This is a genomic window from Bacillus sp. B4EP4a (assembly GCF_006680105.1).
GTDB classification, from domain to species: domain Bacteria; phylum Bacillota; class Bacilli; order Bacillales; family DSM-1321; genus Peribacillus; species Peribacillus simplex_E.
This window is the reverse complement of record NZ_VHIK01000010.1, coordinates 101,653-115,290: the sequence shown is the minus strand read 5'-3', so window position 1 is coordinate 115,290 and position 13,638 is coordinate 101,653. Positions and strand designations below refer to the sequence as shown.

Genomic DNA, 13,638 nt, shown 5'->3' with positions numbered 1-13,638 from the left:
TGTTTCAGAGTTTAAAACATAGGGAGGGATTTTTGATGAAAAAGGTCTTAGTAACGGGGGCTTTAGGTCAAATTGGTTCAGAACTGACGCTGAAAATGAGAGAGATTTATGGAGCTGACAATATCATTGCAACAGATATTCGAAAAACGGACAGCGATGTTGCCCAATCAGGTCCATTTGAGATTTTAGATGTTACAGATGAAAAAGCGATGTTTAACATGGCAAAAAAACATGAAGTGGATACAATTATACATTTAGCCGCTTTATTGTCAGCAACAGCTGAAAAGAAACCTCTTTTAGCTTGGCATTTAAACATGGGCGGATTGGTCAATGCTTTGGAATCGGCACGGGAACTCGATTGCCAATTATTCACACCTAGTTCGATTGGTGCGTTTGGTCCAACCACTCCTAAAGATTGGACACCGCAAGACATCATTCAACGACCGAATACGATGTACGGAGTGAATAAAGTATCCGGAGAGTTATTATGTGATTATTATCATCATAAATTTGGGGTTGATACGAGGGGGCTTCGATTCCCGGGACTGATTTCGTATGTCACACCTCCTGGCGGTGGAACTACCGACTATGCAGTTGAAATTTACTATGAAGCGATTAAAAACAAGCGATATACTTCTTACATTGATAAGGGAACGTATATGGATATGATGTATATGCCTGATGCTTTAGCTGCCATCATTAATCTAATGGAGGCAGATGCCTCAAAATTAAAACATCGCAATTCTTTCAATGTGTCAGCCATGAGCTTTGATCCGGAGCAAATTGCAGCCGAGATCAAAAGGCATATTCCGGAATTTGTCATGAATTATGAGGTCGATCCTGTAAGACAATCCATTGCCGATAGTTGGCCAAATACAATAGATTCAACTTGTGCAAAGGAAGAGTGGGGATTCAAGGCGGAATATGATTTAGAGAAAATGACGAATGATATGTTGTTGAAGCTGAGATTGAAGTCCCTTTTAGTAACAGCATGAATTAACACGCCAGCCGAATAAAAGAGTTGCAATACTCTTTTATTCGAGTTACTTTATACAGAGGAATTTTAACGTATAAGGGGTGGGCTGTTATAAACGATAAAAAGTAAGCGCTTTCTATTACACCTTGAACAGAATTAAGATATAACATGAAATTTGATAGTAATCTTTCTAACTGTCAGGAATGCTTAAGAGTGAAGAATGATTTTATGAGGCAGCTTTAAGAAAGATTAAAAAAATGGAGCCTGCTATATCATTTCTATACTAAATAGGGAGTGTATTAAGCATCTTGCATTAAATTTCGACTATTAGTAGTGTAGGGGGAAATGGAATGGCAAACAAAGATTTGAATAGGGACTTGAAAGGTCGTCATATTCAGATGATCGCTTTGGGCGGAACTATTGGTGTCGGTTTATTTATGGGTTCAGCCAGCACGATTCAATGGACAGGTCCGTCAGTAATGTTAGCTTATGCGATCTCTGGGATTTTTATATTCTTAATCATGCGTGCAATGGGGGAAATGTTGTATTTAGAGCCAAGTACAGGTTCATTTGCAACATTTGGTTATAAGTACATTCATCCATTGGCAGGGTATATGACTGCATGGAGTAACTGGTTCCAGTGGGTTATTGTCGGGATGGCAGAAATAATTGCAGTGGGGACGTACATGCAGTATTGGTTCCCTGATCTCCCGGCTTGGATTCCAGGTTTAATCGCAATGGTGATTCTTGGAGCAGCGAACTTAATTTCCGTTAAATCCTTTGGGGAAATTGAATTTTGGTTTGCACTGATTAAAATCGTAACGATTATATTAATGATCGTTGCAGGATTTGGACTTATTTTCTTTGGAATCGGTAACGGAGGGGAAGCCTTAGGATTATCGAATCTTTGGGAACATGGTGGTTTATTTACAGGTGGTTGGAAGGGCTTCTTCTTTGCTCTCTCACTGGTGGTTGCCGCTTATCAAGGTGTAGAATTAATCGGAATTACGGCTGGTGAAGCAAAAGATCCGCAAAAAACGATAACCAAAGCGATTCAAAGTACCATTTGGCGTATTTTAATTTTCTATATCGGTGCGATTTTCATTATTGTAACCGTTTACCCTTGGGATCAATTAAGTGCGATTGGCAGTCCATTTGTTGCTACTTTTGCGAAAGTTGGTATCACGGCAGCAGCTGGAATCATTAATTTTGTCGTAATCACGGCTGCTATGTCTGGCTGCAATAGTGGTATTTACAGTGCAGGACGTATGCTTTACACATTAGGGATGAATGGCCAAGCGCCAAAATTCTTTGCGAAAGTATCTAATAGCGGTGTACCTTTATTTGGTACGTTCGGAGTGATAGTCGGGTTAGCGATTGGGGTTGTTTTAAGTTATATTGCACCAGAAAATTTATTTGTGCATGTATATAGTGCGAGTGTGCTTCCTGGTATGATTCCGTGGTTTGTCATTCTGATCAGCCAAATTCAATTCAGGAAAATTAAAAAAGCTGAAATGCACAATCATCCATTCAAAATGCCATTTGCACCTGTTACAAACTACCTGACCATCGCATTCTTGATTATGGTATTAATCGGTATGTGGTTTAATGATGACACACGTATATCACTAATGGTTGGAATAGGTTTTCTTGCTATCGTTGTAATTAGTTATTTCGCTTTTGGAATAGGCAAGCGTGTACAAGCCGATGCTCAGACAATGGCTCAGAAGGAAGATAAAGTGGGTTAATCTATAATTCACTTGGTTTTGCAAAGGGTTGCTTCGGCAGCCCTTTTCCAATGAAACTAAAAGGGCAGTTTAGTTTTGAAAAGAGATGATAAAATGATAGTTGAAGATGAAAGTTGTGCTATAGATATTGCTTGTTGGATATATGAGGTGTATAGTGACCTTGGATATATCCCGAGAAGCAATTGAAAACAGTAAGTAATGGTTCTTGTTGGGCTCCCTTAGTTAATTAAAAGCTTTCTGGGCTATGATGAATGGAGAAAGGTCAGGGCAATCTAGTTAGTGACATCAGTATACGTTTCCGCAAAAGTTTAGCGTAAGATAACTGCGATGTTATTACTTCTTAAGATAGAATGTTAAAAATCATAAGAAAAGGAGACATTGACAATGACAACTTCAAAGAAGAATTTGAGGACTTGCGAAAAGGGTCACAAATACTATAAATCCAGCGACTGTCCGACCTGCCCTGTATGTGAGCAAGAACGCAAACCTGACACCGGATTTCTTTCATTGCTTTCGGCACCAGCCAGACGAGCATTGGAAAATAACGGGATAACCTCTTTGCATCGGCTATCAACATATAGTGAAAAAGAGATTTTGAAGTTTCACGGTATGGGACCAGCTTCTTTACCTAAACTTAGGGATGCTCTGGAGGCAGGTGGGTTATCATTCAAAGATTAACCACCTATAATGTTTAATCTTGCAGGAACGCCTTTTATGCCAGCTGGTTCCATACATTCATTTTCTTTATCAAGTCATAGGGTCTTTATGTAAATAAGGGGTCAGGAACTCTTTTTTTATGGACATCATCCTTGTTAAACTGATAGTAACTCTAAAAAGTGAGGTAGCGAAAAACATGAGTTCCTATACTCCCTATTATGAATTCAATCGAAAAAAGTGGGCATCTTTGCGAAACCATACGCCTCTTCCTTTAACTGAAGAAGAATTGGATAACTTAAAAGGCATAAATGAAGAAATATCCATTCAGGAAGTAGAAGAGGTTTACTTGCCCTTGACTCGTTTAATCAATTTATATGTTGAAGCATCTCAGCAGCTTAATACATCCACTTCTTCATTTCTAAAAACTAATGATAAAAAAGTACCTTATATCATTGGAATTGCAGGGAGTGTTGCTGTAGGAAAGAGTACGACAGCAAGGTTACTTCAGACCTTATTATCTAGATGGGATAATCATAGAAACGTAGGTCTTGTCACTACCGACGGTTTTTTGTACCCAAATGATCTTTTAGAAGAAAAAGGACTGATGAAAAGAAAAGGGTTTCCTGAAAGTTATGACACTCAAAAATTAATTAATCTTATCGGGGATGTAAAAGCGGGAAAAAATAAAGTGGAAGTTCCAATTTACTCACATTTGAAGTATGACATTTTGCCAAATGAAGTGCAGACTATCTGTAATCCGGATATTTTAATAGTGGAAGGTATTAATGTTCTTCAAGTTGATAAGGAGAATCAAGTATTCGTCAGTGACTTTTTTGATTTCTCACTTTATGTAGATGCAGACGCAAATGACATAGAGCGGTGGTATGTTGAAAGGTTCCTTTTACTTCAAAAGACCGCATTTCAAAGTCCCGAATCCTATTTTCATCGTTATATTGACTTGTCTAAAGAACAAGCCATTAAACAAGCGACCCAAATTTGGGAAGAAATTAATTTGAAAAATTTACATGAAAATATACTGCCGACAAAAGGACGGGCAAAACTCGTTTTAAAAAAAGGATCAGATCACAAAGCTGAAAATATCTATTTGCGAAAATGAAAACTTAAATAATGTTTTTTTGTAATAACAATAAAGGATAAAATTTCATTTTTAAGGGACTATGCAATAAGTCTTAAAATTAGGAATATTTTCAATGACCGTACCTAATATTGGTTTAATTATCAGTAATTATTGGTATTGTTATAATATCTAATTATTGGGTGAAATTTATGATCCAAGTTAAAAAGGTAGTAGTTTAGCAATTTCAGGAAGGTCCTTGTTTTTTCGGGAAATGGTTACAGAAACTTCTAATTTCACTTCCGATTTTGTCAATAAATGTGTATTTTCGTTACTTTTTCTGATGTGTCAATATTATTTCACTAACAGTTTCTTCCTTCAATAAGAGCAATCTGCTGAAGAAATCTTTTTCTTCGACTATCATGGCGGATAAGTTTAAGCTAATTTCTTCACAAAATCAATTTTTTAGCAAAAAAAGTAATAGTAGAATATTTTAATCTATGAAATAATAATAATAGATTATGATATAGTTATAAGGAGACAGAAAAGGTGTGTTCCTAGTTCATGCCTGGCTTTTGGTGACACCTAAACAGGAGCGCCTACATCTTTTTTGCAAATATAGGGGATAAGGAAGGTTATAATGAGCAACATACAGAAACAAACAGACGTTATCTTAATTGGCGGCGGAGTCATGAGCGCGACTTTGGGATCATTACTGAAAGAGTTAGCACCGGAATGGGAAATCAAAGTATTTGAGAAGCTTGCAAACGCAGGAGAAGAAAGCTCTAACGAATGGAATAATGCGGGTACGGGACATTCTGCACTGTGCGAGCTTAACTATACATCCGAAAAATCTGACGGATCTATAGATATTAGCAAAGCAATTAAAATTAATGAACAGTTCCAAGTTTCATTGCAGTTTTGGTCGTATCTTGTAAACTGTAAGCTGATTGATAATCCGCAAGACTTTATCATGCCATTGCCTCATATGAGTATGGTACAAGGGGATAAAAATGTAGCGTTCTTAAAGAAACGTTTTGAAGCGCTGTCAAAAAATCCTCTGTTCCAAGGTATGGAGTATTCCGATGACCCAGCAAAACTGATGGAATGGATTCCACTTATTATGCAAGACCGTCCATCGAATGATTCTATAGCGGCAACAAAAATTGATTACGGTACAGACGTTAACTTTGGTGCTTTAACACGCATGTTGTTTGACCATCTAAAGACTAAAAACGTCGATATCAAATATAAACATAGTGTTGATAATGTTAAACGTGCCAGCGATGGCTCATGGGAATTAAAAGTGCGTAATGTCGATACTGGTAGCGTAGAACGCCATAATGCTAAATTCGTCTTTATCGGAGGCGGGGGCGGAAGCTTGCATTTGCTGCAAAAATCCGGTATTCCTGAAGGGAAACATATCGGCGGATTCCCAGTAAGCGGATACTTCATGGTATGTAATAATCCTGAAGTTGTTGAGCAGCATCATGGAAAAGTATACGGAAAAGCTAAAGTTGGTGCACCGCCAATGTCTGTTCCGCATCTTGATACACGTTTTATCGACAATAAAAAATCGTTGCTATTTGGACCATTTGCGGGCTTCTCACCGAAGTTCCTAAAAACAGGTTCAATGTTCGATTTAATAACTTCCGTAAAACCGAATAATGTTTTAACTATGTTGGCGGCAGGCGCAAAAGAGATGCCATTGACAAAGTACCTGATCCAGCAGGTTATGTTATCGAAAGAACAGCGCATGGAAGAGTTACGAGAGTTCATCCCGAACGCTAAGAGCGAGGATTGGGATTTAGTAGTAGCTGGCCAACGTGTACAAGTTATCAAAGATACTGCAGAAGGCGGCAAAGGTACACTTCAATTTGGTACGGAAGTTGTCAGTGCATCCGATGGCTCGATTGCAGCATTGCTAGGTGCATCTCCAGGTGCTTCTACTGCTGTTCACGTTATGCTTGAGGTAATTAATAAATGCTTCCCGCAACGTATGGAAGAGTGGGAACCAAAAATTAAAGAAATGATTCCTTCTTATGGAGAGTCACTATTGGAAAATCCAGAGCTTCTGAACGAAATTCAAAATTCAACTTCAGAGACGCTTGGTCTAAGCAAAAAAAAAGAGCTAGTTTATAGTTAATTTTTGGAAGTGGCATTGAAATTAAAAACAACAGAACCTTTAATCTATCTTTGATTGAAGGTTCTTTTTTGTCTTGAAGCTTATTCAAATAAGGATGCTTACTTCGAAAGGGAAGGTTTGACTAAAGGCGCAGTATAGTTTAATAAGAAAAATCAATAAGGGATGCTATTATAGCATCCCCAAAGATTCTAATGTGTATTTGAATTTATTTGGGAAATGGTCTCTTTATCGCAAATGACGAAAAGCTGTGCATCGTCAGGAATTCGTTCATCTAATTTTTGGTTTATGTTAAGATCACCACGATCTGCTACCAGTGTGGCTCCTTTATTAAGTAGATCTATGAACGCATCACGATAGGTTTTCCATTCATCTTTTTTAGAAATCTCATACATGGTTTCTTCATACTTTGTGCTCATAAGTTCAGAATACATATGGATGACTCCATGAGAAAATAATGATCGTACTGCTGCGTGGGAGATCATTTCTTGTGTAGGAATAAACTCATCCACCTTTACACGCTCGAATAAACGAATATGCTTTTGATTGATCACTTCGGCGGTGACATGAATGGACGTACTCGTTTTTTCCTCAATGGCCGTTATGGCAGTGGCAACTAATAATGTCTTTCCATCGACGAGTAACGGGTCTTTTGTAGCATAATTATCTTGTGTTATTTGGTCAGCAAAAATGATAACGCCTTTTGCTCTAGGCAGATTTGCACGGAGTAATGTTTCTTCATCGGTAGCATCCCCGCGAACATAAAACAGACGCTCCTCCAACATAGGAGCTTTTTCCAAGTTATCGATGATTACAATGTCAATGGTTTCATCAGATTTAAAAATTTCTTGGAGTGCTGATTTTGATTTATCACTCCATCCAATCAAAATGATATGATTTTTACCTGTATATTTCATTTTTCCACCAACTTTACGTTTTTCGATAAGATATACAGATTTAATGATTTTTCCAATAAAAAGACTAACAAGCCCAATACCCGTGATGTAAAGACCAATGGTAAATGCTTTTCCAAGATCGGTGACCGGTGCATAGTCTCCAAAACCAACCGTAGCAAGCGTTGTAAGAACCCAGTAAACCGAGGTTAAATATGATTCGAACGTCTGTGGCTCTATAGAATAAGCAACATACGCAGCAAGTAATATATATAAAATGGCAAATGGTATAAAGATTCTACCTCTTAATTTAATCAGGTAATATATTATTTTTTTTACCGTAATCCTCATCATACCCATCCTAGTTTTCAAGTCATCATTGATTAAATTTATATTTCCCCAATTTAACAATTAATTAAACGTAAGTGTAAAAAAACTATTTTTTACCCAAGCAGGGAGCAAGAAGCATATAAAAGAAGGAAAATACACGCTTAAAGAAGCCGCTATTATTGCAACGGGTTTTTCAACCGTTTCAGCAACGTTCATGAACGTTGTAGCAAAAACTCCCGGGCTTATGGACATATGGTCCCTTTTCTTTTGGGTTTCTTTAGGGATAACGTATCTTGTCACTGCCATTACCGTACGTATTTGGCCATTAAATAAAATGAGCGACGTTTATTATTCGGATAATGCGGATTCAGAAGAAGTTATCAAAGAAGGACTTTTCCGAAATGCCTGGAACAGTGCGATGGTGGGAGCAAACAATTCCGTTAGTCTTGGCAGAAATTTATGGGAAAACCTAAAGGACGGTTTTCTTATGACAATGAGCATTCTGCCGTCCATTTTATCCGTTGGGCTCATCAGCCTTGTATCCTATCAACTGAAATCTCAATCAGCATTCCGAAGTTGGTTGTAATCTGGTTTGAACGGACGCTCATCACGTTAATTATTACTGCACCTATCGCAATATTGCTGCTTTAGTACAAATCAACGAATCTTAATTCGATTCACAAATCGAACAGGTGCGTTCTTATTATAAGGTCGACCAGTAAAAAAAATTACTGGTTGACCTTTTTAAATAGAATCATTTATATCAGTAGCCAGGGGAGGACGTACGGGTGCGCGGGATATGGATCCCGTTACTAAACTGTCAGCGTAGCAACATGTTTGAAGGCTTGTTGGGACATAGATTTCGTATAACAAGCGAAGCTATGACACTACATGGAGGGACTAGGGGTACTGGTTAGTGAGTAGAGGGAGGGAAACAATGAATGGTCTGGATGTGGCAAAAGGGGAGAGTCAAGTTCAGGCATTTTTATTTCTGCGGGCCTTAATAAGAAGATACAATTGGTGGGAACAAAAAGGCTGTAAAGTACTTCTTCAAGAAAGCTTAGCGGTCAAAATATGTTGCTAATCTCGTGTCAGTACAGTGGATAAGAATCTGGTTAACCTATAGCCATTAAAGAGCTGAAAAAAGAAAAAGCATAACTGATGGTATGCTACTTAGACAACAGAAGTATCTGATTAACATAGTGGAGCAATATCATCGGTTTATAAAGAAGAGAGTCCATCTATGCTAGGATTAAAAAAATTTCGAACAGCAAAGAGATCATCTGCGGAGTGGGGGTGAATCCATATGCAAAAAAAAGACAACTTCAACAAAAATCTCTCAAAAGCCAGATTGAATTCATATATAAATTATTTGGAGCAGCACCATCATTCTTATATGAAAACGATATTGAGGTTATATGTTTCTAATAAAACATATTTATATCTTTCTAGAGTTTCGACATTATATTGACAATAATATAGTTACTCATTAGAATTGAAAATGATTCTCAATATGGTACTGGAGGCACCAATATTATGTCAAAAAGAAGAAACAGCAAACAAGTGTTATTTATATCAGCAATCGTTTTAATTTTATCAACGCTTTTACTTGGATGTACAAATGAATCAAAAGAAAATTCAACTTCAAATAAAGACAGTAAAGACATGCTTACTTTTGCTTGGCCTAGGGATATAGGTGAAATGAATCCGCATGTCTATAATCCTTCTCAATTATTCGCTCAATCGATGGTATATGAACCTTTGGTTAGCTACCAAGATGGAGGCAAGCTGAAACCACATTTAGCTGAATCTTGGGAAATTTCCAAGGATGGGAAGGAATATACGTTCAATCTACGTCAAGATGTGAAATTTTCTGACGGTACAAGCTTTAATGCTGAAATTGTGAAAAAGAACTTTGATGCTATATTGAAAAATGTTGATTTACATAGTTGGTTGGGCTTTATTCCGAAAGTGGATCAAACGGAAGTAATTGACCAAAACACGTTTAAACTAACATTAAAGGAGCCATATTATCCTACTATTCAAGAGTTGGCCGTCGTTCGTCCAGTCCGTTTCTTAGGTGATGCTGGATTCCCTAAAGATGGTGACACTTCAAAAGGAGTTACAAAACCAGTCGGTACAGGGCCATGGATTTTGGAAGAATATAAAGCAGATGAATATGCTATTTTCAAACGCAATGAAAATTATTGGGGTGAACTCCCTAAAATAAAGAAAATCAAAATCAAGATCATTCCTGATGCTGAAACCCGAGTTCTTGCTTTTGAAAAAGGTGACATAGACCTTATATATGGTGAAGGCGTTATCAGTCTAGATGCTTTCAAACAATTAGAAACAACAGGTACCTATGAGACTAGTATTTCTGATCCGGTTGCGACAAGACAACTAGTTATGAATACCAAGAAAGAACAGCTTTCAGATTTACGTGTTCGTCAAGCGTTACAATATGGATTTAATAAAAAGGCAATGGTTGACGGAGTGACTTCTGGGTTGGAAGAGAAGGCAGATTTTATTTTACCGACAAACTTCCCTTATACTTCAGACATTGATGTAACACCGATTGATTATAATGTCGAAAAAGCAAAAGCTTTATTAGATGAAGCGGGTTGGAAGCTGCCTAAAGGAAAAAGTGTTCGTGAAAAAGACGGAAAACCACTTGAAATCGAGTTAATGTACGACTCTGCAGAATCGACTCAAAAAGCAATGGCTGAAACATTACAATCTGAGTGGGCGGCACTAGGTGTTAAATTAAATATTGTTGGAGTTGAGCTTACGGTACAAATTCAAAGATTTAAAGCTAATGATTTTGAATTGAATTTCTTTAGTAACTATGGCGCACCCTATGATCCCCATACTTTTGTAAACATTGTTGGTTCAGAAGGATTTGGATTTAACGAAGCCATTTCATCTTATCCGAACAGAGATAAGTTGTTAAAACAAATTGCAGATGTTCCTGGAACAACGGATGAAAAAGAACGTCAAGAACTTTACTCAACTATTTTGGAATCACTACAAGAACAAGGAGCGATTGCACCTATTTCATATATCAAGAAAATAGCTGTTTATCAAAAAGATGTATCTAATTTTACATTCCCTGCTAACCGGGATGAACATCCATTCACAGGAATTAGCATCGAGTAGTAAGTTACAGGAGGGTTTTCATGGGCACTTATATCTTGAAACGAATTATGGCCATTATTCCCATCTTTCTTTTGGCCATCCTTCTAACGTTTGGAATGATTCACCTTTCACCCGTGGACCCAGCTGAGGCATATTTATCGGCAGCACATATCCAACCCACAGATGAGATGTTGGCTCAGAAAAGACATGAGTTTGGCTTAGATCAACCTCTCCATATTCAATATGTAAACTCTATCATTAAGATATGCCAATTTGATTTTGGCATATCTTATGTTTCGAATAAACCTGTTTGGGACGAGGTTACATATCGAATGCCAGCGACCATTCAGTTAGCTTTAGGTAGCATCATATTAGCGGTCCTGGTCAGTGTCCCTCTTGGTTTTTGGGCAGGCATTAAGAAAAACAGTGGAATCGACCATTTTAGTCGACTTCTCTCTTTTTTCGGGGCATCGATCCCCTCTTTTTGGCTTGGTTATTTATTGATTTTTTTCTTTTCTGTTAAACTCGACCTATTCCCTGTTGAAGGAATCGGGACTTGGCAACATCTGGTTCTCCCTTCCATTACTTTAGCTTTGCCATTAATAGCCTTGTATACTCGACTATTACGTGCTAGCGTTCTTGAAAATTTACAGGAACCTTATATCCTTTTTGCTCGCACAAGAGGGATTCATGAAAAAGTGATTATGGGAAAACATGTATTGAGAATAGCCATATCTCCTATGATTACTGGACTAGGGATGAATTTAGGAAAGCTGCTGACTGGAACCATTATCGTCGAAGCGGTCTTTTCCTGGCCAGGATTTGGTCGTTATTTTATTGAAGCTATTTTTAATCGGGATATTCCTGTCATTCAATGCTATGTGCTTTTAGCAGCGGGACTATTCATTATTAGCAACTTGATTGTTGACCTGATTCAAATGTGTATCGACCCACGCATCTCCAGAAAAGGAGGGCAACGTCAATGATAACAAGTCTTCGCATTATGATGAGAAGTCAGAAAGTGATTGTCCTTTGTTCGATAATATTGAGCTTCCTATTTATCATCACCATCTTGGCACCTTGGATTGCACCTAATGATCCTATTGCTGTCAATTTAGCTAATAAACTACAGCCCTCTTCCTTTGAATATCCATTGGGAACTGATCATTTAGGAAGATGCACGTTATCACGCCTCTTATATGGAGCTCGCATTTCGTTAGGATTTGCCACATTAATCTTTATTTCATCTTTAGGCATCGGTTTGATTGTTGGAACCATTGCTGGTTATAAAGGCGGATGGGTGGACCAAGTGCTAATGAGACTTTGTGATGGTGTTATGGCATTTCCGAATCTTTTGCTCATTCTTGGACTTGTTGGTATATTGGGACCTGGCCTTAAACAGGTCATCTTAGCATTGGTGCTTGTGCAATGGGTGTATTATGCGAGAATTTTCCGAGGAATGGTACTTAGTCTGAAAGAACAAAACTATATAGAGGCAGCTAAAATAAGCGGTTCTTCTCAATGGAAGATAATAAAGAAACATATTGTTCCAAATGTTCTCCCTCCGCTCGCTGTTATGGGTACATTAGAAATGGGTTGGGCCATCATGGATATATCTGCCATGTCGTTTCTGGGTTTAGGTGTGCAACCCCCTACACCAGAATGGGGAGCGATGATTCATGAAGGGAAATCGTATATTCGGACGAATCCAGAATTAATGCTATATCCAGGTTTGATGATTATGCTTGTTGTCGTCACCTTCAATTTATTAGGCGAAGCGCTATCAGAACGTTTTGGAGTCAAACGTCGTTAATAAAAAGGAATGAGAAGATTGAGAACAGAACGGTCGAATGTATTAAAAGTGAGCGATCTACATGTACAAGTACAAACAAAAGATGGTGCTTCCACCCTCGTTCAGGATATTAATTTTGAACTGGAAAAAGGGAAGGTACTGGGTCTTGTTGGGGAAAGTGGGAGTGGTAAAACCGTTACGAGTATGTCCATTCTGCAGCTTCTTGATCGGAAAACAACGACGATTGAAGGTAGCATTACCCTCCAAGGACGAGAATTGAATGGTTTAGACGATAAAGAAATACGTGAAATTCGTGGCAAGGATATTGCCTTTATTATGCAAAATCCGATGAATTCATTTACGCCTGTTTTTACAATTGGCAATCAATTTATCGAAACGATTAGGTCTCATACCTCATTGAATAAAAAACAAGCAAAAGAGCTTGCCATCGATGCTATGCAAAATGTAAACCTGCCAGATCCCGCGAAACTATTAAAAAGCTATCCTTTTCAATTGAGTGGAGGTATGCTTCAACGCGTGATGATTGCGATGGCCGCATGTTTACATCCTTCCGTTATTATTGCTGATGAGCCGACAACTGCACTCGATGTTCATAACCAATTACAAGTACTTCGCCACTTGGATAAAATTCGTGCTGAATATGGAACATCCATTTTACTCATTTCTCATGATCTAGGAGTCATTTCTGAAATGGCTGATGATGTAGTCGTTATGCAACATGGCAGAATTGTAGAAACTGCAAATGTATTTGAACTATTTGATAATCCGCAGCATGAGTATACAAAGAAACTGCTAAATGCCCGCCTTATCTTAAATCATGAAGAACCTATCACCCATGTGTTGTGATATATAGATTGCATTCTTT

11 protein-coding genes and 2 pseudogenes are annotated in these 13,638 nt (G+C 37.9%); 12 read left to right on the top strand and 1 reads right to left on the bottom strand.

Annotated elements, in window-relative coordinates; all coding sequences use genetic code 11:
- Positions 1–35 precede the first annotated feature (35 nt).
- From FNK51_RS05230 to FNK51_RS05210, 5 genes are all read left to right on the top strand, one after another.
- Complete coding sequence (locus tag FNK51_RS05230; RefSeq protein ID WP_098370510.1) at positions 36–995, top strand: L-threonine 3-dehydrogenase; 960 nt, start codon at positions 36–38, stop codon at positions 993–995.
- A gap of 331 nt (positions 996–1,326) precedes the next feature.
- Positions 1,327–2,724, top strand: a complete 1,398-nt coding sequence (locus FNK51_RS05225; protein WP_141992658.1) for an amino acid permease — start codon at positions 1,327–1,329, stop codon at positions 2,722–2,724.
- 384 nt (positions 2,725–3,108) lie between these two features.
- Positions 3,109–3,402 carry an RNA polymerase alpha subunit C-terminal domain-containing protein gene (locus FNK51_RS05220; RefSeq protein WP_141992657.1) on the top strand — a complete coding sequence of 98 codons (294 nt, stop codon included), beginning with the start codon at positions 3,109–3,111 and terminating at the stop codon, positions 3,400–3,402.
- 175 nt (positions 3,403–3,577) lie between these two features.
- Positions 3,578–4,498 (top strand): type I pantothenate kinase, encoded by a 921-nt coding sequence (gene coaA, locus FNK51_RS05215; RefSeq protein ID WP_141992656.1) that lies wholly within the window; start codon positions 3,578–3,580, stop codon positions 4,496–4,498.
- Positions 4,499–5,096: 598 nt separating this feature from the next.
- Entirely contained in the window at positions 5,097–6,602 is a 1,506-nt protein-coding gene (locus tag FNK51_RS05210; RefSeq protein WP_141992655.1) for a malate:quinone oxidoreductase, read from the top strand.
- 188 nt (positions 6,603–6,790) lie between these two features.
- On the opposite strand, the gene FNK51_RS05205 is transcribed toward FNK51_RS05210, so the two are convergent.
- Positions 6,791–7,843 (bottom strand): ion channel, encoded by a 1,053-nt coding sequence (locus FNK51_RS05205; RefSeq protein WP_181762189.1) that lies wholly within the window; start codon positions 7,841–7,843, stop codon positions 6,791–6,793.
- 106 nt (positions 7,844–7,949) lie between these two features.
- On the opposite strand from FNK51_RS05205, the pseudogene FNK51_RS05200 reads away from it, so the two are divergent.
- From FNK51_RS05200 to nikD, 7 genes and pseudogenes are all read left to right on the top strand, one after another.
- Positions 7,950–8,473, top strand: a pseudogene (locus FNK51_RS05200) (hypothetical protein); the annotation flags it as partial.
- Between the two features lie 286 nt (positions 8,474–8,759).
- On the top strand, positions 8,760–8,906 hold the full coding sequence (locus FNK51_RS26395) for a hypothetical protein (RefSeq protein ID WP_181762188.1): 147 nt from the start codon (positions 8,760–8,762) through the stop codon (positions 8,904–8,906).
- Positions 8,848–9,250 (top strand): annotated as a pseudogene (locus FNK51_RS27730) (DDE-type integrase/transposase/recombinase); the annotation flags it as partial. The gene FNK51_RS26395 and the pseudogene FNK51_RS27730, both read left to right, overlap by 59 nt.
- 108 nt (positions 9,251–9,358) lie before the next feature.
- Positions 9,359–10,981 carry a nickel ABC transporter substrate-binding protein gene (nikA, locus tag FNK51_RS05195; protein WP_141992652.1) on the top strand — a complete coding sequence of 541 codons (1,623 nt, stop codon included), beginning with the start codon at positions 9,359–9,361 and terminating at the stop codon, positions 10,979–10,981.
- A gap of 20 nt (positions 10,982–11,001) precedes the next feature.
- Positions 11,002–11,946 carry a nickel ABC transporter permease subunit NikB gene (gene nikB / locus FNK51_RS05190; protein ID WP_141992651.1) on the top strand — a complete coding sequence of 315 codons (945 nt, stop codon included), beginning with the start codon at positions 11,002–11,004 and terminating at the stop codon, positions 11,944–11,946.
- Positions 11,943–12,773 carry a nickel ABC transporter permease subunit NikC gene (gene nikC, locus FNK51_RS05185; RefSeq protein WP_141992650.1) on the top strand — a complete coding sequence of 277 codons (831 nt, stop codon included), beginning with the start codon at positions 11,943–11,945 and terminating at the stop codon, positions 12,771–12,773. The genes nikB and nikC overlap by 4 nt, the downstream gene beginning before the upstream one ends.
- An 18-nt stretch (positions 12,774–12,791) precedes the next feature.
- A complete protein-coding gene (gene nikD, locus FNK51_RS05180) occupies positions 12,792–13,619 on the top strand; it encodes a nickel import ATP-binding protein NikD (protein ID WP_141992649.1) in 828 nt (275 codons plus the stop codon).
- The last annotated feature ends 19 nt before the right edge of the window (positions 13,620–13,638 follow it).

What these genes read in the sequence shown, in the direction of transcription:
- nikA (WP_141992652.1), top strand. Translation starts at nt 9,359, where the DNA reads ATGTCAAAAAGAAGAAACAGCAAACAAGTGTTATTTATATCAGCAATC.
- coaA (WP_141992656.1), top strand. Translation starts at nt 3,578, where the DNA reads ATGAGTTCCTATACTCCCTATTATGAATTCAATCGAAAAAAGTGGGCA.
- FNK51_RS05225 (WP_141992658.1), top strand. Translation starts at nt 1,327, where the DNA reads ATGGCAAACAAAGATTTGAATAGGGACTTGAAAGGTCGTCATATTCAG.
- FNK51_RS26395 (WP_181762188.1), top strand. Translation starts at nt 8,760, where the DNA reads ATGAATGGTCTGGATGTGGCAAAAGGGGAGAGTCAAGTTCAGGCATTT.
- FNK51_RS05205 (WP_181762189.1), bottom strand. Translation starts at nt 7,843, where the DNA reads ATGAGGATTACGGTAAAAAAAATAATATATTACCTGATTAAATTAAGA.
- FNK51_RS05220 (WP_141992657.1), top strand. Translation starts at nt 3,109, where the DNA reads ATGACAACTTCAAAGAAGAATTTGAGGACTTGCGAAAAGGGTCACAAA.
- nikB (WP_141992651.1), top strand. Translation starts at nt 11,002, where the DNA reads ATGGGCACTTATATCTTGAAACGAATTATGGCCATTATTCCCATCTTT.
- nikC (WP_141992650.1), top strand. Translation starts at nt 11,943, where the DNA reads ATGATAACAAGTCTTCGCATTATGATGAGAAGTCAGAAAGTGATTGTC.
- FNK51_RS05210 (WP_141992655.1), top strand. Translation starts at nt 5,097, where the DNA reads ATGAGCAACATACAGAAACAAACAGACGTTATCTTAATTGGCGGCGGA.
- FNK51_RS05230 (WP_098370510.1), top strand. Translation starts at nt 36, where the DNA reads ATGAAAAAGGTCTTAGTAACGGGGGCTTTAGGTCAAATTGGTTCAGAA.